This window comes from Bifidobacterium aerophilum, assembly GCF_010667685.1.
GTDB classification, from domain to species: domain Bacteria; phylum Actinomycetota; class Actinomycetes; order Actinomycetales; family Bifidobacteriaceae; genus Bifidobacterium; species Bifidobacterium aerophilum.
In genome coordinates this window covers 38,823-60,630 of the sequence record NZ_WHZW01000001.1, presented here as the reverse complement: position 1 = coordinate 60,630, position 21,808 = coordinate 38,823, and the positions used below count along the sequence as shown (strand labels likewise).

The 21,808-nt window shown below is 65.9% G+C and carries 10 protein-coding genes and 1 pseudogene; all 11 read left to right on the top strand.

Features of this window, described 5'->3' with window-relative positions; all coding sequences use genetic code 11:
- Positions 1-494: 494 nt before the first annotated feature.
- The 11 genes and pseudogenes from GFD25_RS00230 to GFD25_RS00180 all read left to right on the top strand — a co-directional run bounded on the left by GFD25_RS00230 (position 495) and on the right by GFD25_RS00180 (position 21,749).
- Complete coding sequence (locus tag GFD25_RS00230; protein ID WP_239512322.1) at positions 495-4,451, top strand: PD-(D/E)XK nuclease family protein; 3,957 nt, start codon at positions 495-497, stop codon at positions 4,449-4,451.
- Positions 4,448-8,644, top strand: a complete 4,197-nt coding sequence (locus tag GFD25_RS00225) for an ATP-dependent DNA helicase (RefSeq protein ID WP_163228757.1) — start codon at positions 4,448-4,450, stop codon at positions 8,642-8,644. The genes GFD25_RS00230 and GFD25_RS00225 overlap by 4 nt, the downstream gene beginning before the upstream one ends.
- 139 nt (positions 8,645-8,783) lie before the next feature.
- Complete coding sequence (locus GFD25_RS00220) at positions 8,784-9,560, top strand: GNAT family N-acetyltransferase (RefSeq protein WP_163228755.1); 777 nt, start codon at positions 8,784-8,786, stop codon at positions 9,558-9,560.
- A complete protein-coding gene (locus GFD25_RS00215; protein ID WP_163228753.1) occupies positions 9,557-10,876 on the top strand; it encodes an MFS transporter in 1,320 nt (439 codons plus the stop codon). Before GFD25_RS00220 ends, GFD25_RS00215 begins: the two co-directional genes overlap by 4 nt.
- Before the next feature lie 123 nt (positions 10,877-10,999).
- Positions 11,000-11,752 carry a 4-hydroxy-tetrahydrodipicolinate reductase gene (dapB, locus tag GFD25_RS00210; protein ID WP_163228751.1) on the top strand — a complete coding sequence of 251 codons (753 nt, stop codon included), beginning with the start codon at positions 11,000-11,002 and terminating at the stop codon, positions 11,750-11,752.
- A 153-nt stretch (positions 11,753-11,905) separates the two neighbouring features.
- Entirely contained in the window at positions 11,906-12,796 is an 891-nt protein-coding gene (gene dapA, locus GFD25_RS00205) for a 4-hydroxy-tetrahydrodipicolinate synthase (protein ID WP_420837532.1), read from the top strand.
- A 459-nt stretch (positions 12,797-13,255) separates the two neighbouring features.
- Positions 13,256-14,947, top strand: a pseudogene (locus GFD25_RS00200) (ribonuclease J); the annotation flags it as partial.
- A gap of 87 nt (positions 14,948-15,034) precedes the next feature.
- Positions 15,035-17,644, top strand: a complete 2,610-nt coding sequence (gene pepN / locus GFD25_RS00195; RefSeq protein WP_163228747.1) for an aminopeptidase N — start codon at positions 15,035-15,037, stop codon at positions 17,642-17,644.
- A 254-nt stretch (positions 17,645-17,898) separates the two neighbouring features.
- Positions 17,899-19,287, top strand: coding sequence for a phosphoglucosamine mutase (glmM, locus tag GFD25_RS00190; RefSeq protein ID WP_163228745.1), 1,389 nt, complete (start codon positions 17,899-17,901; stop codon positions 19,285-19,287).
- 50 nt (positions 19,288-19,337) lie between these two features.
- The gene (locus GFD25_RS00185; RefSeq protein WP_163228743.1) at positions 19,338-19,991 is read left to right on the top strand and encodes a peptide deformylase; all 654 of its coding nucleotides are present in this window, start codon (positions 19,338-19,340) and stop codon (positions 19,989-19,991) included.
- Between the two features lie 126 nt (positions 19,992-20,117).
- Entirely contained in the window at positions 20,118-21,749 is a 1,632-nt protein-coding gene (locus tag GFD25_RS00180; RefSeq protein ID WP_163228741.1) for an ABC transporter substrate-binding protein, read from the top strand.
- Positions 21,750-21,808 lie beyond the last annotated feature (59 nt).

The following is a 21,808-nucleotide window of genomic DNA, read 5'->3' as shown; positions in this document are numbered from 1 at the left end:
GTGTAGCCGGTTCGTCCTCATCGCAGAGCGGGATGCAAACCATGTGGTCGAACGGTCCGAAAACGTTGGAAAACCGGCATTGTGAAGAAATCGTGCGCATGAAAATGTGGATAACTCAGCGAGCGGGAATCCTGAAAACGCTGGAAAATCAAGGTTTTAGCGGTTCATCGATGCGGGACGCGTCGGCCGGTGAACGGCCATGCCGATTTGTCCGACGGCGTGTCGTGGACGCGACACGACGAGGCTTCTCGCCAGCCGCAAGGGCTGGCCCGTCGACGTGGCGGACGTCGGGCTGACCGTCATTTACGCTGGGGAACATGAACGGGAACGAGTCTGGAATCCGATATACGCTGCGCGACGGCGCACGGCATGCAGATGCCGTCATCGCCGCCGCCGACGTGCTGTCGTCGCTGCTGCGACCTCATGAGGCGCCGGTCCTGCTCGTCTCCGGCGCTCCCCGCTGCGGCAAGACGGCCTTCGCGTTCGACGCGCTGATGCATGGGCTTCGCGCAGAGAACGGCGGCACCTCGACGATGGTCGTGCAGAACCGTCGCGTGGCCGATCTCCTGGGAGACGAGGCGATCCGCCGCGTCGGTTCCCTGTCACAGGCAAGACCCGTCACCACGCTGTCCGCCATCGCGTTCCGGATCATCTCGGCCATACGCAAACGGACGAACGAACCGTTGCCGAGACTGCTGAACGGAGCGGAACAGGATGCGATGCTGCGGACGGTGACCGACTCGCACGTCGGACACGTGCGATCCGGCGACCCCTGTGGCACCTGCATGCTGTTGAGGGATTATTTCGGCGTCGACGAATGGGAGGATGTCCTTTCCGGCGGCGAACACGCCGACGGAGAAGTGACGGCACCCGGGATCAGCGACGCGTTCATCATGCAATTGCGCGACATGCTGTCGCGTATGAACGAATTGGGCGTCTCGCGGCGGAACGAGCCTGAGATATTGGCTTCGCTGGGGGATTGGACGCCCCATGTCGAACGGCTGCGCGTGCAGTGGCGTCTCGCGTTCGCATTGCGACGCCAATACGAGGATCTCATCGGACGCACATACGTCGACGAGCTCCGTCTTGACTCGTCCCGTCTGCTGGTGGAAGGAACCACGGCGATAGGCATGGCCTCCGACGACGACCTGCCGCGCCTGCTGGTGGTGGACGACTTCCAGGACCTCACCTTGGCGGGATTCTCGTTCCTGGAAGCGTTGCATGACCGGGGTGTGCCGCTGGTGCTGGTCGGCAACCCCGACGAGGCGGTGCAGACATTCCGAGGCTCCTACCCGGATTACCTGTTCGCCCAGGCCCGTGAACGGTTCGGCGCTCGCCGGTTGCGCATCGAACGCGCCGAAGTCGGCACGACCGTCCGCGATCCCCGGGAACGGTCCGGAAGCGTGAAGGGTTCCCCGTGTTATCGGGATCTGATCGCATCCAGGATCTCGCTCTCCATCCAACCGGATCTCGATGATGATCTGGCGTTGCCCGAACGGCCCGGCAAATTGCCCCGACTGGCTGGAAGTCTGCCCATCGCGACATCCGAGGAGTCCGAGACGCTGTCCCGGGACGGCAGTCTGCGGACGGCGCTGTACCGCAGCGAAACCGAGGAGCTTGACGATGTGGTCTGGCACATCAAGCGAGCGCGTCTGACCGGCGGGCTGGCCTGGAACGACATGGCCGTGATCGCGCACGACAACGCCACGGTGCGCCGGTTCGGCGAGCGGCTGCGCCGTGACGGCGTGCCGGTGAGGTACTCATCCGTCAGCCGGCCGCTCAGGGACGAATCGTTCGTACAGGGATTGTTCGCATTGCTGGAGCTCGCGCATATGCGTCGGCGAACGCTGTACGACATGACGATGAGCCTGTCCGCGGCGGCCGCCTTCGTGCGTTCGCGGGTCGCCACCCTGATGGGCTGCCCGCTGATCGGCGTCGGCGCCACGCGCAGCCATGAGGGACGGCCCGCGCGCCTGTCGGGAGTGGAAGCCGCGATGGGCGCTCTGGACTCGCTGGCCGGTATCGTGGACGATGACGGGAACGGGCGGCCGACGGGCGATTCCGTCACGGTTCCGGACGATCACGCGTCGTCGCTCGTCGCGTTGATGAACCGGTGGGCGGCCCTGCGAGATGATGCGCTGACGCGTCGCCGTGAGGGGAACGTGGAACATGACGACACGTTGATGGACGGTGACGGTTCCGGAGATGACCTGCCGTTCGGCATCGACGCGCTGTATCTGATGCTGGAATTCGACGACGCCGACGCAGTGCTTGCCGCCATCCAGTCGGTATGCGGGTCGGATCCGCATGCCAAAGCGTTCGCGCATCTGTGGAACCTCGTATCCACGGTCGATGCCGGCCTTCGCGCATTGCCGTCGGACGAACCCCAGTATGCGTTGACCGTGGCGTGGAACGCGTGCGCGGTGGCCGACCGTTGGCAGCGCGAAGCACTGGACAACACGGACGACGGCCGCACCGCCAACGACCGGCTGGATACGGCGATGCGCCTGTTCGACTATGCGGCCGGCTCGGCATCCTCCGATGATTGGCGCGAGTTCATCGGACAGGTCCGTTCCATGCGCATCGAAGCCGACTCGCTGGCCAAGGTCGCCCCCGTCGACCAGGCCGTGACGCTGACCACTCCGGCGGGCGCCGCGGGACGGTGCTGGTCGCGGGTATGGATACCCGCGGTGCAACAGGACGTGTGGCCGAACCTGGCCGCGCGCAACACGATGTTCGGCGGTGAGGAACTGGCCGACATGATGCTCTTCGGCCGCATCTTCGACGGTGCCGACGTCGCATTGGACCCCGGCTTGCGATCGGTGCTGTCCTCCGAACAGAAAAGCCTGCTGGTGGCCGTGACCCGTGCCGAAAGCGAGGTGACCGTCAGCGCCGTATGCAACGATGCGTTGACCCCCTCCGATTTCCTGTACGGCTATCTGCCGGAACGGTTCGACCGGAAGAACCACGCGCAGCCGAACCAACGCGAATACGCCCGGGTCGCGGGAAACGACCGATTCGGCGGCATGGACGGCACCCCTCGCGGGTTGGTGGCGGCGGCTCGCACGGTACTGGCCACCCAGCCGCATGACAGCACGCAGTGGAGGGACGCCCTCGACGCCCTGCACGTGCTCCGCGACCATGGCATCGCCGCCGCGGATCCCCGCAACTGGCCATTCGTGGATGATGGCGCCCGTGGTGCGGACCGGCATGAGGAACGCTCCGAATCCGAACCGAACCCGGACATGACGGTCACGATGTCGCCTTCCGACGTGGACGCCATCTGGGCATGCCCGGTGTGCTGGCTGATGGAACGCCGTTTCTCCGGACCTCGCGCCGGCACCGTGGAAGCGTCCTTCGGCTCGCTGATCCACGCGGTGGCCCAGCACGCCAGCGAAGAGGGACTGGACCTGCCGTCGGCGTTCCCCGACCTGTCCGTGGACGGCCGCGTGAAGGCCGTCACCGACCGCATGATGGAGATATACCGCGAACTGGCGAAACAGCCGTCGCCCGGCACGGAAGCGAGCCTCCGGTACGGTGCCGCGCGCAAGGACGCCACCGCCCGCGACGTGCTCGAACGGATCGCCTCGTACTTCGTACGGTCGAACACCGGCGACTATCTGGCGGGCAACTCCGGCAGCTTCTCGGTCGGCACGCTGACGTCGGCGGAATGCGAACGCTCGTTCGCGGCCCGGTTCTCCCTGGACGACATTCTCGCCGCATACCGTCGCATCCCTGGCGCGGAACATACGACACGGCATGAGCTGACCGCCATCATGGGCATGCTGGTCGGCGGCTGGCCGCAAGGCATGGACGAGGGGCTCGTCATACGGCTTACCGGCCGCATCGACCGGTTGGAGCATCGCACGCTGTCCGACGGCGCCGAGCGAATCCGCCTCATCGACTACAAGACCGGCGGCGTGCCTTCGGTCAAGGGGATCTTCAACGATCTGCAGCTGGTGTGCTACCAGCTGGGACTGATATTCCCCGAACACGATTCCCGTAAGGACGCTGAGACGGCCCCGTGGCCGGACATCGCACAAAGCGCCCTGTTCCACGTCGCGTCGAACGACGCCCCGGCGAAAAGCTATGCCCCGGAAAGCCTCTACCAGCCGGCGCTGTTTCTCGCGGACCGGCTGAATGACGGCACATTCACGCCGCGCTACCATTACCGGGATCCCGCGACGCTTATGGACATACCCGATCTGGACACCGACCCGCCGGCCGGAATCGGCGATGCGGCATGGCGTTCGTTCCTGACATTGCGCGGCACGCAGGCGACATGGGCGCTGACCATGATCTCCCGCGTGTTCTACGCTGCGGCGGCAAGCCGTTCGGCATCGCTGACGGCGCACCCCACGCCATCCCATCTGAAACATTGCCGTATGAAAGAAGCGTGTCCCGCCTGCGCCGGGCAGGTCGACACCGTATTCGAAACGAGGCAGCCATGAGCGGCATCATCACCGACAGTCCCGAACAGGCACAGGTCATCCACGCGCCGGCGGATGATGACGTGCTGGTGGTCGCCGGCGCCGGCAGCGGCAAGACCTACACGATGACCAGGCGCATCCTCGGCCTGATCGACGGCGGAGTCCCGCCGGAACGCATCCTCGGCCTGACCTTCACGCGCAAGGCCGCCTCAGAACTGCTCTCCCGCGTCTCCGCCGCCGTAAGCGACCGGCTGTCCGGCGGCGACGAAAACGCCACGCGCCGGGATCCATCAGGACGAAGGCACGCGCCGAACGCGTTCCTCAAACCCGAAGTCTCCACCTATGACGCGTTCTTCCAGTCGATCGTACGCCAATACGGTCTGCTTGTGGGGTTCGACCGGGATACGCAGCCGCTGAGCGACGCGGGCGCGATGAACCTGGCCTCCAACGTGATCGGCCGTCATCTTGACCTGTTGATGCCCTATGATTTCGGCGCGTTCTCCACGATCGTCGACAAGACGCTCCTGCTGTCGCATGCCATCGGCAACGCGATGATCGGCGGCGCGGTCGACACCGTCGACGAGGCGATCGCGCGCATACGCCGATGGGACGCCGACTTCATCCGTCAGCTGGACAAGGCGATCGGGCAGGAGCCGGTGCCTCAGGAACAACCCAAGGTGAAGGTTCCCGCGCGCAGGAAAAAGGACACGGACGCCGCATTCGCCGCCAAACAGGATGCCTACCGTGACGAACTGCGCCAGTTGTGCGTCTGGCGTTGCGCCGCACTGCGCGACGTGACGCGCAAGCGGGAGGTCCTGTTGGAGCTCGTCGAGGAATACGAGCGGGAAAAACGCCGCCAGAACATGGCGGAATTCAGCGACTTCACCGTCGCCGCCTACAAGCTGGTATCCCGCTTTCCCTCCATCGGGGAACGGTACCGCCACCGGTACACGCATGTGCTGCTGGACGAATACCAGGACACGTCCACCACGCAGGCCATGCTGCTGGCCGCGCTGTTCCACCCGACGGATCCCGGCACGTTCTCGGTGAAGGCATCCGGGAACGGCGTCGCCGCATCCGCGGTGAACGCGGTGGGCGACCCGTTTCAGTCGATCTACGCGTGGCGAGGGGCAAGCCCCGGCGCGTTCCGCATGTTCCAACGTGATTTCGGCATGTCCGACGACGCGAAGCCATACCCGCTGAGCGTCACCCGCCGCAATACGAGCATCGTGCTGGAGGCAGCCAACAACCTGACCATGCCGCTGCGCCTGCCGGACAGAAGACCCGGCAGCTCGCTCATGAGGGAGGTGGAGGTCGGCGAACTGTCCGCCCTCGACGACGCCGCGACCGGCACGATCGGGGTGCTGGGATTCGACACGTTCGGCCAGGAGATCGACGCGGTGGCACGGTTCGCGCGCGAGGCGATGGCACGGTATGCGACGGGCGGATCCTCCGGTGCGGCCGGCATGGACGACCACCCCCATGTGGCGGTGCTGTTCCGAGGCAAGAACCGTATGGTCGAATTCGCCCAAGGCCTGGAACGGGCCGGCCTGCGCACGCTGGTCGTCGGACATTCGGCACTGCTGGAACGTCCCGAAACGCGCGACCTGCTCGCCCTGCTGCGCGTGGTGGCCGACCACACCGATTCGGATTCGCTGATGCGACTGCTCGCCACCCCTCGGTTCGGACTCGGATCGCAGGAGCTGACCGTTCTGGCCGATCTGGCGAATCGGCTGGACGCGCAGTACCGGTACCGGGCCCTGGTCCAAGCCGGTCTGATCGACGACATCGCGGCGAAGGACGGGTGGGCGGCGGATGGCGGCGCGCCGGAAACCGACAGGAGATACATGGACATCGTGCGCGCGTACCGCGACCAGGTGCCGCACGCCGTGTTCCTCGCGGACCTGCTTTCCCGCAAGGACCTGGAGACGCTGGTGCGACGGGACGGGCGGATGGACGGCCGATCCGTCGCCGCGGTCGTCCGCGCCGGCCAGACGCTGCGTCAGGTGCAGGCGGTGGAGAACCATCCGATCGGCGCGGTGATCGAAACCGCGGTACAGGCGCTGAACCTCGACATCGACATGATCGTGGCGCAGGCGATCGCGCACCCGGACAAGCCGGTCACCCCGTCATTGGCCAGAGCGGGAGTGGATCCGATCATCTCCCTGGTCGACACGTACACCCAGGAGATCATCGAGGGGCAGAATCCCAGTCTGCGGGGTTTCATGGCCTGGCTGGACTCGCTCGGACGCGTCGAAGAGGAGAACGCCGTCATGCCTGACGTTCCCGCGGACGTGGTGCTGATGACCATCCATCAGTCCAAAGGGCTTGAATGGGATGCCGTCGCCGTCGTCGGCATGGGGGCCGGCATGTTCCCCAGCAACAAAAGCCGGCTGACCATCATGCCCGACGACCGTCATCCGGGCGGCATATCCGAACGGTCGGGACGATGGACGCCCCCCGAATACCATGCGACCGTGCCGACCTGGCTGGACGACGAGGCCGCCGTGCCCGTACCGGTCCGCGTCGACGCCGGCATCCTGCCGAGGTTCCCCCACGACGCCGAGCCCGGAGCCGACCCGTCCGACACGCTCGGCATGCTCGACGACGTCGAAGTGATCGACGACGAGATCTATGGCGACATGCGCGGCGCCGACATCGGCGACGGCATGGGCGAAACGGATCCCGACACCTGGTATCTGACGCAATCCGAGGAATACGGCCGCCGCCTGTTGGCCGACGAACGACGATTGGCATACGTGGCGCTCACGCGCGCCAAAAACGATGCGCTGCTCACCTACAGCAGGTATCCCGACGCCGGCCTCGATCCCAGGGCGGTGACGCAGACGGGAGGCCGCAAGCCCAACGCCACCAAGCCGTCGGTGTTCTGGACCGAAATATGCGATTCGCTGTGCCACAGGGACGACATCGTCATGGCAAACGGGCCGCAACCGTCGGAGCATCCGCAGAACACCGATGCGCCCGAACATCCGTCGGCCGCGCGACATGACGGCCATAAAGACGAAACCCCGCTTGCCGTCACGCCGCAGGAAGCCGGCCTGCCACGCCCCGACGGCTTCTTCGCCGGGGATCACGCCGCCTCGTACGAACATGCGGTGGTGGAGGAGGCCTGGCGGACGCCGATGGAATCCGGCATCGCGCATGATCCGCTGCCGTGGCCCGCCTCGCTGTCCGAAGACGTCATGGAACGCCTGCGATCGGGAATCGACCTGATGGAACGGGAGCCGGGAGACGTAGGCGCGGGAGCGGACGCCGCGACCGGATCGGATACGGGCGCACCCGGGTCCGACGCCCGCGATTCGCTGCTCACACGCGCCCGCATGCTGGTTTCGGATCCCGATCTGATGCCACGATCCTACGAAGACGACACGGAACTCGACTCCCGGGTCCGCCGGCAGGCGATGCGCATGCTCGCACAGGGCCGGCAGTCGGTCACCGCACTGCAGGCGCGCGCGGGCGCGTCGAACGCGCGCGAGACTCGAACCCTATGGCGCGGGCTCATACGGCCGGTCCCGCATGTCGCCACGCCGGCGGCCGAAGCCGGCACGCTGTTCCACGCATGGGCCGAACGATTCGTCAACGCCTATGACGACGGTTGCGGAACCGGCGGCCTCATGGCGGACGGCATGCCATCGGACGCCGGCGCCGACGGCATGATCGCCGATGCGGCCGCACCGGCATCACGCGACCTCATGGTCTCCGAACTGGTCAAGCGAGAGCAGGCGATCCGCGAAGGAAAGGAGCGTGCGGCCAAGAACCGTCACCTTGCCGTCTGGCAGCGTCGTCTCGTCGAATCGACATGGGCCGCACGGCGGCCGGTATGGGCGGAACGCCAGATCGTCGCGGCCCTTCCGCAACTGGGCGGCGGCATCGTCAACGGCAAGCTCGACGCGGTGTTCGAAGGAGGACTCGACGAACGTGACACGTCGAAACGGTTCGTCATCGTCGACTGGAAAACCGGCGCCAAGCCAAGAAAACCCGACGCCGTGGCCGAAAAGCTCCTGCAGCTCGACTGGTACCGACTGCTGCTGTCGACGATCGAACGCGTGCCGCTGGACAGTATCGACGCCACCCTCTACTATCTGAGTGAGCCTGACGAACAGGCGCGCGAGCTGCATGCGGCCGCGAAAACCGAAGAGGAGATCCTTGCCGAGTTGAGCTCCGGCATCCCCGAACAATCCGACGACGACTGACGGGCGGCGAACAGGCCGTACGGGCCCGCGGGAGAAACGCACCGCGGGCGTCGCGCCGGAGGGGGTTCCGCGACCCTTGGCCGGCATGTGTGGGCGGGCACACATGCAGGACAACCAACACAAAGGAGCAAAGATAACCATGGCTGCGACGGACGCAACCAACCGCATTCCCACCACCGCGACGGCACGACCGGCCGTCATCTACCGGGACATGACCCGAACCGACATCGACGCCGTCGTCCGGGAATTCGACGACACCTGGGGAAACTGGTCGAGCGCCGCAGGCACCCCGGCCTCCATCGAACTGTCACGGCATTTCGTGCTGCACTATCTCGAACCGGCGACGCACGCGACCATCGCCGAATGCGACGGCCGGTTCATGGGCGTGCTGATCAGCCGCATCGCAGGCATGCCGGTCATGTTCCCCGAAGCCGGCGGTGCGCTCGCCGAAACCGACCAGCGACTGGAAACGGATCCGCACGGCGCGGACGCCTTGCGGGAGACCCGGCAATGGCATGACCTCGAAACCGAGCTGGAACGCGAATGTCATGTCAACGAGATGACGCAGGCCGAAATCGAGCTGTTCCTGGTCTCCGGCGCGGCACGCGGGCACGGCGTGGGCGGCTCGCTGTGGCGCGACGCGATGAACCGTTTCACGGAACTCGGCGTGGAACGCTATTACCTGCACACCGACTCCAGCTGCGACGTGAGCTTCTACGAGCACAAGGGCCTTGACCGGCTGATCGCATGGCACGCCGCGGAACATCCGCAATACGGCGACGACATGGACGACATCTTCATCTACGCCGGCGCGCCGTCCGCGCGCCGGACGTCCGTGCCCCAGCCGTCCTCGAAACAGGCACACGAACGCGAATCGCAGACGTCCGGACGGAACGCGAAGGGGGAGACCCGATGACGGCCGACGCCAGCCGGACCGTCGTCGAGCGCCGATCCGGATCGCCTTACGCGCGACTGTTCTCCATTCCCGGCACGAAGGCGTTCTGCATCGCCGGAGCGGTCGCCCGACTGCCGATCTCCATGATGAGCCTGGGAATCGTGCTCGCGCTCAACCATCTGTATGACAACTGGACGATCGCCGGTTCGATGAGCGCCGCCTACATCCTCGCGGTCGCGACCGTCACGCCGTTCTACGCGCGGCTGTTCGACCGGTTCGGGCAACGCCGGGTCGGTTCGGTCGCCCTCGCCGTGCAGGTGATCGCCATGCTCGGCTTCGCGTTCGCCGCGCTCGTACGCGTGCCGATCCCGCTGCTGTTCGCATTGGCCGTCGTCATGGGATTCACCCAGTTCTCGTTCGGCGCGCTCGTGCGCACGCGATGGGCGTATGCGTTGCGCGACTCCGGCAACATGGGCCTGCTGAACACCGCGTACGCGCTGGAATCCGCCATCGACGAGATCGTGTTCATCGTCGGTCCGATCCTCGCCGCATTCCTTGCCACATCGGTGCACCCGGTGTCCCAGCTGTTCGTGCCCACCCTGGCATGCGGCATCGGCGGCGCGGTGTTCTTCTCGCTCAGACGCACCCAGCCGCCGGTCATGGAACCCGTCACGGTCCCGGCGCGCAAGGCCGATGGCGACGGGCAGGCGGACGGCAAGGTCGACCCGCTGACGATCCGCCAGCTGCGCACCGACGCTCCGAAGGCGAAAAGCGCGTTGGTCTATCCGGGCGTCATCCCGATCCTCATCGTGTTCCTCGTGTTCAACATGAGCTTCACCGCGTTCGACGTATCGGTCACCGCATCGATGAAGGCGGCCGGCATCGAGCAATGGCTTGGCCTGCAGCTCGCCATGTTCGCGGTCGGCTCATGCATCGGCGCGGTGATCTTCGGATCGCGCGAGATGAAGGGATCCCATTGGCGCCACATGGTCGTGTTCCTGGTGCTGCTGACCATCGGATTCGTGCTGTTCCGCATCATGATGGACGACTTCGTCATCCTCGGCGTCCTCGAGGTGCTGACCGGCCTGTGCGTCTCGCCCCTGTTCGCCACCGGCAACCTCATCGTCAAGGGCGCGGTTCCCGAACGGTCACTGACCGAAGGTCTGTCATGGCTGACCACGGCCGGTTCGGTCGGCACCTCGTTCGGCTCCACGTTCGCCGGCGCGGTGCTCGACGCGGCCGGTACCCACGTAAGCATGATGATCCCCTGGATCGCGGTCGCCTGCTCGGTGCCGCTCGCATTGATCGGATGGGCGCTGTCCAGAAAACGCGGCTGACGGATGATACGAACGCCGGCCATACGGCGCGGCCACGATACGATGGACGCATGCGATGGCCACGCATGCGCACCGGCACATACGGCGGCCACGAGATGACACACAGACGATAAGGAGATACACATGGTTCGAGTTTCCGTAGTCGGCGCCAAGGGACGCATGGGATCGCACGTCGTGGACGCCGTCAACGCCGCGCCGGACACGCAGCTCGCGCTCGCGCTCGACGCCGGCGACGACCTCGCGGCGATCACTCCCGACAACACCGACGTGGTCGTGGAATTCACCGTGCCGAACGTCTCGCTCGGCAACGTGCTCGCACTCGTCAAACAGGGCGTGAACGTCGTCGTCGGCACCACCGGCTGGACCGACGACAAGCTCGCGCAGGTCAAGGACGCGCTCGCCGAAGCCCCGCGCGACAACCAGACCGTGTTCATCGCGCCGAACTTCGCGATCTCCGCCGTGCTCGCCGACCACTTCGCCAAGGTCGCCGCACCGTACTTCGAATCCGCCGAGGTCATCGAACTGCACCACCCCACCAAGGTGGACGCGCCGTCCGGCACCGCCATCCACACCGCCAAGGCCATCGGCGAGGCACGCCGCGCGGCCGGACTCGGCGACATGCCCGACGCCACCCAGACCGACGGCGGATCGCGCGGCCAGGTCGTCGACGGCGTGCACGTGCACGCGGTGCGCCTGCGGGGCCTCAACGCCCACGAGGAGGTGCTCTTCGGCAACGCCGGCGAGCAGCTGGTCATCCGCGCCGACAGCTTCGACCGCATCAGCTTCATGCCCGGCGTGCTCCTCGCCGTACGCAAGGTGGCCTCCGGCGCATATCCGGGACTTACCGTCGGCCTCGACCACTTCCTCGACCTGTAGGGCCGTGGGCCGGCAGATCCGGTAGAGATAGAGATATGGACGGCCGTATCACGCTCGACGATGTTCGCGCGGGATACGGCTTTTCCGTGTCTTGAGACGGATGATCCCGGCGCGTCCCGACCGAGAAGTACCGTAACTCATATGAGTGAGACGATGCATCTTCTTGATCCGGCCCCGTTCGGGCGCATTCTGCCGGCTATGGTCACCCCGATGAAATCCGATGGCTCCGTCGATTTCGACGCGGCGCAGAAACTGGCCAAGCAGCTGGTCGAGGACGGTGCGGACGGCATCGTCGTCAACGGCACCACGGGCGAATCGCCCACCACGCATATGGACGAGAAGGTCGAACTCGTCAAGGCCGTGCGCGAAGCGGTCAGCGTGCCGATCATCTCCGGTGCCGGCTCCAACGACACCGCGCACACCGTGCGCATGGTCGAGCAGACCCAGGAGGCGGGCGCCGACGCGGTGCTCGTCGTCGCGCCGTACTACTCGCGCCCGTCCCAGGAGGGCGTCTTCCAGCACTACAAGGCCGTCAACGACTCGGCCGACAAGCCGATCATCATCTACGACGTGCCCGGTCGCACCGGCCTGCACATCCAGCTCGAAACCTACCGCCGCATGGCCGAACTCGACCATGTCAAGGCCGTCAAGGACGCCACCGGCGACATCGCCGGCGCGGTCCGCAAGCGCATGGAGACCGGCCTGACCTGGTACTCCGGCGACGACGGCCTCTTCCTGCCGTTCCTGTCGGTCGGCGCGGTCGGCATCATCTCCGTCATCGCGCACGCGGCAGCCGGTCCGATGCGCGACCTTGCCGCCGCATTCGACCGCGGCGACATCCACGAGGCGCAGCGCATCGCCGTGCAGCTCGCGCCGCTCGTCGAAGCAATGAACGGCAACGGCTTCCAGGCCGTCATGGCCAAGGCCTCGCTCAAGGTGCGCGGCATCCTCGACGACACCACGATGAGGCTGCCGAACGTCGGCCCCGGCCCGGACGAGTTCCACCGCGCCGAAGAAGGCATGAAGGCGTCCGGCCTGCTGTAGGCCGGAACCGCGAGGCGGGGCGCCGCGGCGCCCACCACACACGTCGTTCCCAGCACAGGCGGGAACACCAAACAATGGAAATCCAACTAGGAAATGGTCACAGAACAAGAAACCACACAACATTCCGCGCGTAAGCGCACCACCAAGCGTTCGGCGGCACAGCCGCAGAGCGAATCCGAGCAGATGGCCGCCGCCCAGGCGGCCGTCGACCTGCTCGACAGTCTGGACGGCGAGGATCGCAAGCCGGCCAAGTCCACCCGTACCCGCAAATCCACGAAGTCGGCCAAATCCGCCGACCGCGCCGACGAGCGTTCGGAACACGGCGAACACGCGGAGAAGTCCTCCGGGCGGTCCCGTTCCTCCCGCGGCGGCCGTTCCGGCAACGGCTCGCGTTCCGGTGGCGCCGGCCGCCGCATCTCGCGTTCAGGCCAGCCCGCCACCGCGCCCCAGCAGGACGCCGTGCTCATCGCCCCGCCGAAGTACCGCAAGGGCTCCATGCGCATCGTGCCGCTCGGCGGCCTCGGCGAAATCGGCCGCAACATGAACGTGATCGAATACAACGGCCACCTGCTGCTCATCGACTGCGGCGTGCTGTTCCCCGAGGAGGAGCAGCCGGGCGTCGACCTGATCCTGCCGGACTTCGACTACATCAAGGACCGTCTCGACAAGGTCGAGGCGCTCGTGCTCACCCACGGCCACGAGGACCACATCGGCGGCGTGCCGTACCTGCTCAAGCTGCGTCCGGACATCCCGCTCATCGGCTCCAAGCTCACCCTCGCGTTCGTGGAAGCCAAGTGCAAGGAGCACAACCAGCGTCCGACCATGATCCCGGTGTCCGGCCGCGACAAGATGAAGGCCGGCCCGTTCAACCTCGAGTTCATCACCGTGACGCACTCCATCCCGGACGCGCTCGCCGTGTACGTGAAGACCCCCGCCGGCTCGCTCATCGACACCGGCGACATCAAGCTCGACCAGCTGCCGCTCGACCACCACATCACCGATCTCGTCGAATTCGGCAAGATCGGCGAGCAGGGCGTCGACCTGCTCATGATGGATTCGACCAACGCCGAGGTGCCGGGCTTCGTCAAGCCCGAGACCTCGATCGGCCCGGCCCTCGACCAGGCGTTCGCGCAGGCCAGCCGCAAGATCATCGTCGCCAGCTTCTCCAGCCACGTCCACCGCGTGCAGCAGGTCGTCGACACCGCGCACAAGTACGGCCGCAAGGTCGTGTTCGTGGGCCGTTCGATGGTGCGCAACATGTCCATCGCGGCCGACCTCGGCTACCTGCATCTGCCGGAGGACACCGTCATCGACCTCAAGCAGGCGCACGACGTGCAGGACGACAAGCTCGTCTACATGTGCACCGGCTCCCAGGGCGAGCCGATGGCCGCTTTGGGACGCATCGCCGACGGCAACCACCGCGACATTACCATCAACGAGTTCGACACGGTCATCCTCGCCAGCTCCCTGATCCCGGGCAACGAGCACGGCGTGTACAAGGTCATCAACAAGCTCGTGCAGCTCGGCGCCCGCGTCGTCAACCGCGACAACGCGGCCGTGCACGTCTCCGGCCATTGCAACGAGGGCGAGCTGCTGTACATGTACAACATCGTCAAGCCCAAGTGCGCGATGCCGATCCACGGCGAGAACCGCCACCTGGTCGCCAACGGCCTGATCGCCGTCAAGACCGGCGTGGACCCGGACAACGTCGTGCTCGCCGAGGACGGCGACGTGGTCGACCTGTACCACGGCAAGGCCGCGGTCGTCGGCTCCGTGCCGTGCGGCTACGTGTACGTGGACGGCGACTCGATCGGCGAACTGACCGACGAGGAGCTCGAAAAGCGCCGCATCCTCGGCACCGAGGGCTTCGTGTCCAGCTTCGTCGTGGTCGACACCGACAACCGCGAGGTCGTCTCCGGCCCGAAGATCTACCTCAACGCCGTGGCCGAGGACGAAAGCGAGTTCGACAAGGTCCGCCATCAGATCGTCGAACAGCTCAACGACGCGATGATGTCCGGCACCCGCGACACGTACAAGCTGCAGCAGATCATGCGCCGCACGCTCGGCGGATGGGTCGCCCGACAGCTGCACCGCAAGCCGATGATCGTGCCGGTCGTGGCTGACATCGCCACCGACGTGATCGAACGGTAAAACGGCGATCCGCAAGTAATTTTGCACAAATCGAGGCGGCGTGACCGGCACAACCGGTCACGCCGCCTCACGTTGACAAGGAGTGACATGCCAGGAGCAAACCTCACCCGCATCGAGGCCGAGGAACGAGCGGGAATCGTCCTCAAGCCCATCCACTACACCGTCGCGCTCGACCTGACCGTCGGCGCGAAGAACTTCGGTTCGACCTCCACCATCGAGTTCGACGCGACGCCGGGCGCCGCCACCTTCCTCGACCTCATCGCCGACGAAGTGAGCGCGATCACGCTCAACGGCCAGGCCCTCGACCCGGCCACGGCCTACGCCGACAGCCGCATCGAACTGCCGAACCTCGCCGAACACAACACGGTCACGGTCACCGCCCTGTGTCGCTACTCGAACACCGGCGAAGGCTTGCACCGCAGCGTCGACCCGTCCGACGGCAACGTGTACCTCTACTCCCAGTTCGAAGTGCCGGACGCCCGCCGCGTCTACGCCGTGTTCGACCAGCCCGACCTCAAGGCCACGTTCGACTTCTCCGTGCTCGCCGCCTCCAGCTGGATCGTCACCTCGAACATGCCGGTCAAGTCCGTCACCGCCACCGACCGCACCACCGCGGAAGGCACCCTCGGCGACCACGAGGCCGAAACCGCCAAGCAGTGGACGTTCGAGACCACGCCGACCATGAGCTCCTACCTGACCGCGATCTGCGCCGGCCCGTACGCCGAATGGCACACCGCCTACCGCAACGAGGACGGCCGCGTCGTGCCGATGGCCCAGTACTGCCGCCAGTCGCTCGCCGACGCGTTCGCCAAGGACGTCGACTACCTGTTCGACATCACCAAGAAGGGCTTCGCGTTCTACGACAAGACGTGGGGCGTGCCGTACCCGTACGCCAAGTTCGACCAGATCTACGTGCCCGAATACAACGCGGGCGCGATGGAGAACATCGGCATGGTCACCATCCGCGACTCCTACGTGTTCGACTCCAAGGTGACCGACGCGCTTGCCGAACGCCGCGTCGTGACCGTGCTGCACGAGCTCGCCCACATGTGGTTCGGCGACTACGTGACCATGAAGTGGTGGAACGACCTGTGGCTCAACGAATCCTTCGCCGAGTTCACGTCCACGCTCGCCACCGCCGAGGCGACCGAATGGCACGACGCCTGGGCCACGTTCTGCTCCGGCGAAAAGAGCTGGGCGCTGCGTCAGGACCAGCTGTCGACCACGCACCCGATCGTCGCCCCGATCAACGACCTCAACGACACGTACGTCAACTTCGACGGCATCACCTACGCCAAGGGCGCCTCCGTCTTGAAGCAGCTCGCGTTCTACGTGGGCCGCGACAAGTTCTTCCAGGGCATCAACGCGTACCTCAACAAGCACGCGTACTCCAACGCGACGCTCGCCGACCTGCTCGGCGAACTCGAAGCCACCTCCGGCCGCGACCTCAAGGCGTGGAGCGCCCAGTGGCTCGAACAGTCCGGCATCAACACGATCACGACGCAGGTCAAGACCGCCGCCGACGGCACGATCGAACAGCTCTCGCTCAAGCAGACCGCGCCGATCGAACACCCCGTGCTGCGTTCGCACCGTCTCGCCGTCGGCTTCTACAACGAGGACCCGGCGACCGGCAGGATCGTGCGCACCGACCGCTTCGAACTCGACGTGGACGGCGAGACGACCGTCGTCGCCGAGGCCGCAGGCAAGGCCCGTCCGTTGCTGATCCTCGTGAACGACGACGACCTGACCTACACCAAGCTGCGTTTCGACGACGAGTCGCTGAAGTTCGCGATCGAGAACCTGCACCGCTTCGACGACGCGCTTGCCCGCGCCGTGATCTGGCTCGCACTGTGGGACATGACCCGCGACGGCGAACTGGCGGCGACCGAGTTCGTCGACACGACGCTGCGCCTGCTCGCCACCGAAACCGAATCGACCACGTTCCGTTACGCGCTCGCCTGCATGAGCACCGCGGCCTGGCATTACACCGCGCCGCTCGCCCGCGCGTCCGTGATCGAGCACGTGGCCGCCGAACTGTGGAAGCTCGCCTCCGCAGCCCCGGCCGGCTCCGACCAGCAGTTCCAGCTCGCCACCGCCTACCTCGGCTACGGCGAGGAAGGCGACGAGGCGTTCACCGCGAACGCGAAGGGTCTGCTCGACGGATCCGTCAAGCTCGACGGCCTCGACATCGACAACAACTTCACGTGGACGCTCGTCAACGCGCTCGCCTCGGTGAACGTGTTCGGCGAAGCCGACATCGACGCGCAGCTCGCCAAGCGCGACACCACCGAGAACCGCGAGTTCGCCTACGGCGCCCGCGCGGTGCGTGGCACGGCCGACGCGAAGGCCTGGGCATGGGATCAGGCCCTCAACAACGACGAGCTGACCAACTCTCAGCTTGAGGCCGTGGCCCGCGGATTCGCCGCCACGCCGCGCGCCGACCTGGCCGAGCCGTACGCCGAACGGTACTTCGCGACCGTCGACTGGATCTGGGAGCACAAGACGTTCCACATGGCCGAAGCGCTGCTCGAAGGCCTGTACCCGGGCTACGCCGATCCGGCCGCGCTCGTCGAGCTCGGCAACGAGTGGCTCGCCAGTCATGAGACCGCCGACAACGCGCTGCAGCGCATCATCCGCAGCAACGTCGAGTCCTCGCAGCGCACCCTCAAGGTCCGCGACTTCAACGCGGCCCTGTAAGCGCGCCCGCAACGGCGATCGGTCATCGGCTGAGTAATCGGCACGGCTAATCGGCGCCGGGCAATCGGCCGCAACTGGCCGCGATCGGTCGCCTCGGCACGTCACGGCAGGCTCCTTACCGGGGAGCCTGCCGTTTTTTCATACCGCAAATGCGGGGAAACCGGGCAATATCCCGCAAGGGAGTGACGTTGCCGGTCCGGTTGAGTACGATGGTGCACCGTAGACTGACAACGAAACAGCGAGGAAGTAACGATATGCCACGTATGTTTGGAACCGATGGTGTTCGTGGATTGGCCAACAGGGACCTGACCGCAAAACTGGCGCTCGAACTGGGCGACGCCGCCGTGCGCGTGCTCGGCAAGTCCGACGCCCGGCGCGACGACCAGCCGGAAGGACGTCGTCGTGCGCTCGTCGGCCGCGACACCCGCGTCTCCGGCGACTTCCTCGCCGCCGCGCTGTCCGCCGGCATGACCGCCGGCGGTTTCGACGTGATCGACGCGGGCATCATCCCCACTCCGGGCATCGCCTACCTCACCTCCGTGCTCAACGTCGAAATGGGCGCGGTGATCTCCGCATCCCACAATCCGATGCCCGACAACGGCATCAAGTTCTTCGCCCGCGGCGGCTTCAAGCTCGCCGACGGCAAGGAAGACGAGATCGAAGCCGTGCTCGGCAAGGAATGGGAACGTCCGACCGGAGCCGGAGTCGGCCGCATCAGCCACGATTCCGTCACCGCCACCAACCTGTACATCGACCACCTCGTCTCCACGATCGCGCCGCTCAACCCGGACAAGACCCAGCCCAAGCCGCTGCGCGGCCTCAAGATCGTCGCCGACTGCGCCAACGGCGCCACCTCCGTGGTCGCCCCGGAAGCGCTGCGCCGCGCCGGCGCCGACGTGATCGTCATCAACGCGTCCCCGGACGGCTACAACATCAACAAGCACGCCGGCTCCACGCACCCCGAACAGCTGCAGGCCATGGTCAAGGCCACCGACGCGGTGATGGGCGTCGCGTTCGACGGCGACGCCGACCGGTGCCTCGCGGTGGACGAGGACGGCAACATGGTCAACGGCGATCAGATCATGGGCATCCTCGCGCGCGCCAAGAAGGAGGCCGGCAAGCTCGCCGACAACACGCTCGTAGTGACCGTCATGAGCAACCTCGGCCTGAAACTCGCCCTGAAGGACATGGGCATCAAGACCGTGCAGACCGCCGTCGGCGACCGCTACGTGCTCGAGGAGATGCTGCGCGGCGGCTACACGCTCGGCGGAGAACAGTCCGGCCACGTCATCAACCGCGAATACGCCACCACCGGCGACGGCACGCTGACCGCGCTCACCCTGTGCAACGAGGTCGTGCGTTCCGGCAAGAGCCTCAAGGAGCTCGCCGCCGACTTCCCGCAGCTGCCGCAGACGCTCGTCAACGTGCCGAACGTCGACAAGCAGGCCGCCACCACGAACGCCAAGGTGCAGGCCGCCGTCGAACGCGAGGAGAAGCTGCTCGGCGACACTGGCCGTGTGCTCCTGCGACCCTCCGGCACCGAACCGCTCGTGCGCGTCATGGCCGAGGCCGCCACGCAGGAGCAGGCCGACGAGGTCTGCAACCGCCTCGCCGCGGTCGTCGCCGAGGAACTCGCCCTGTAAACCAAGCCCCGCACCATCCGGTGCAGTCCCCGCAAAGGAACAACGGAACCATGTTCGCAAAGAACTCCAAAGTCGACATCGAAATCAACCGCGCCGTCGAACAGCTCATCAAAACCGGCGGCAAGGAGCACATCCTGCCGATCGTGCAGGCCGGCGAACCCGTGCTGCGCGAGCAGACCATACCGTACGCCGGCCAGCTGAGCCGCAAGACGCTCGACAAGCTCATCGACACGATGCACACCACCATGCTCGAAGCGCCCGGCGTCGGCCTTGCCGCCACGCAGATCGGCCTCGGCCTGTCGCTCGCCGTCGTCGAGGACCATATCCGCGACGACGAGGACGATCCGCGCGAGATCGGCGAATTCCCGTTCCACGTCATCATCAACCCCAGCTACGAGCCGATCGGCGAGGAGACCCGCAGCTTCTACGAAGGCTGCCTGAGCTTCGACGGCTACCAGGCCGTGCGCAAGCGCTGGCTCGATATCACCGCCCGCTGGCAGGACGAGGACGGCAAGCAGCACGAGGAGCACCTGCACGGCTGGCCGGCCCGCATCTTCCAGCATGAGACCGACCATCTGAGCGGCGAACTGTACATCGACAAGGCCGAAATCCGGTCCCTGGCCACCAACGAGAACCTCGAGGACCTGTGGGCCGACGACCCGGTGCCCACCGCTGCCGCCGAGGAACTCGGCTTCGAACTCTGATAGGAACTTCCAGAAGCAGGATCCCGATGTCCGGCCAGTGCCGGCGCTACAATGACGAACGGCGGTCGACCCGTATGGGCGGCCAGCCGTTTCGTCATATATTGCGATAATTCAAGAGGAAGAACCATGTCAGACAACAATGGTGCGCACGGCCAGACCGGCGCAACCACGGACAGCAGTCTCGAAGGCCGCGCCAAAGCGCGCAAGAAGAACGGCCGCTGGTGGCTGGGAGCCATCATCGGCGTGATCGTCGCGATCGCGATCATCGTCGGCGTCAACATCGCCAAGCCGAAATCGTCAACCAATCCGAACGTCGTCGGCGACGGCAGCGCCACGTCCGGCAACGCGGCCGACACCGTCACGATCGGCCTCAAACTCGCGCCCACCAATCTTGACATCCGCAATACGTCCGGATCCGCGCTTGATCAGGTGCTCATCGGCAACGTGTACGAAGGACTCGTCGCCCGCGACGAGAACAACCAGGTCGTGCCGTCCATCGCGAAAAGCTGGGACGAAAGCAAGGACGGCCTGACCTACACGTTCCATCTCAACGAGAACATGACGTTCTCCAACGGCGACGCGCTCACCGCCGAAGACGTCGCATGGTCGATCAACGAGCTCATCAAGAACCAGTACCACGACGCCGATTCGCTGAGCATGGTCAAGTCGGTCGCCGCAGACGATAGCGCGAACACCGTGACGATCACGCTCAAGACCGCCAACTCGAACCTGCTGTGGACGCTCACCGGCCGTCCCGGCCTCGTCTTCGACAAGGACGCCAAGTACGACGCGAAAACTGAAGCGATCGGCTCCGGCCCGTACACCGTCGCCAAGTTTGTCACCAACGATTCGATCACGCTCAAGGCCAACCCGAAGTACTGGGGCACGCACAAGGCCAAGACCGAGAACGTCGTCATCAAGTACCTCGCCGACGACAACGCGGCCGTGAACGCGCTCAAATCCGGCACCGTGCAGGTGCTTGCGCCGATCACCGAAAACCTCGCCTCGCCGTTCGTCTCCGACGGCGAGCACTACACGGTCAAGGCCGGCGACGACACCGACAAATACGTGATGGCGTTCAACTCCAAGGGCAAGAACACGTCCGACAAGCGCGTGCGCCAGGCCATCCGCTACGCCATCAACCACGACGAGCTCATCGCCTCGCGCGGCGGCGCCGACAAGGCGCTCGGCGGCCCGATCCCGTCGCTCGACCCCGGCTACGAGGACCTCACCGGCCTCTACCCGTACGACCTCGACAAGGCCAAGGCGCTCATGGCCGAAGCCGGATACAGCGAATCCAAGCCGCTGACGCTGACCCTCACCTACGCGAACATCTACGGCACCGAACTCGGCGACCAGCTACGATCGCAGCTCGCCAAGATCGGCATCGACCTCAAGGTCAACGTGGTCGAATTCTCCACGTGGCTGCAGGACGTATACACGAACAAGGACTACGACATCTCGCTCGTCGACCACAACGAAAGCCACGACTTCTACCAGTGGGCCGACCCGACGTACTACTACAACTACGACAACAAGGACGTGCAGCAGCTGTACGCGCAGGCCATCGCCGCGACCTCCGACGACGAGCGCGACGAGCTGCTCGCCAAGGCCGCCAAGCTCGTGTCCGAGGACGCGCCGGCCGACTGGCTGTTCAACTACCGCGTCACCACCGTCTGGGCCAACGGCGTCTCCGGCTTCCCGGTCAACCTCAACCAGACCCTCCTGCCGCTGTACGACGTGACCTACACGAAGTAGGGACTGACATCGCGGACGGTGCGGTGACCGCGTGGGACCGGGATATGCCATTCGCGACA

Excerpts from the sequence above, each read along its gene's own strand:
- dapB (WP_163228751.1), top strand. The coding sequence starts at position 11,000 with ATGGTTCGAGTTTCCGTAGTCGGCGCCAAGGGACGCATGGGATCGCAC.
- pepN (WP_163228747.1), top strand. The coding sequence starts at position 15,035 with ATGCCAGGAGCAAACCTCACCCGCATCGAGGCCGAGGAACGAGCGGGA.
- GFD25_RS00230 (WP_239512322.1), top strand. The coding sequence starts at position 495 with ATGCATGGGCTTCGCGCAGAGAACGGCGGCACCTCGACGATGGTCGTG.
- GFD25_RS00185 (WP_163228743.1), top strand. The coding sequence starts at position 19,338 with ATGTTCGCAAAGAACTCCAAAGTCGACATCGAAATCAACCGCGCCGTC.
- GFD25_RS00215 (WP_163228753.1), top strand. The coding sequence starts at position 9,557 with ATGACGGCCGACGCCAGCCGGACCGTCGTCGAGCGCCGATCCGGATCG.
- GFD25_RS00220 (WP_163228755.1), top strand. The coding sequence starts at position 8,784 with ATGGCTGCGACGGACGCAACCAACCGCATTCCCACCACCGCGACGGCA.
- dapA (WP_420837532.1), top strand. The coding sequence starts at position 11,906 with ATGCATCTTCTTGATCCGGCCCCGTTCGGGCGCATTCTGCCGGCTATG.
- glmM (WP_163228745.1), top strand. The coding sequence starts at position 17,899 with ATGCCACGTATGTTTGGAACCGATGGTGTTCGTGGATTGGCCAACAGG.
- GFD25_RS00225 (WP_163228757.1), top strand. The coding sequence starts at position 4,448 with ATGAGCGGCATCATCACCGACAGTCCCGAACAGGCACAGGTCATCCAC.
- GFD25_RS00180 (WP_163228741.1), top strand. The coding sequence starts at position 20,118 with ATGTCAGACAACAATGGTGCGCACGGCCAGACCGGCGCAACCACGGAC.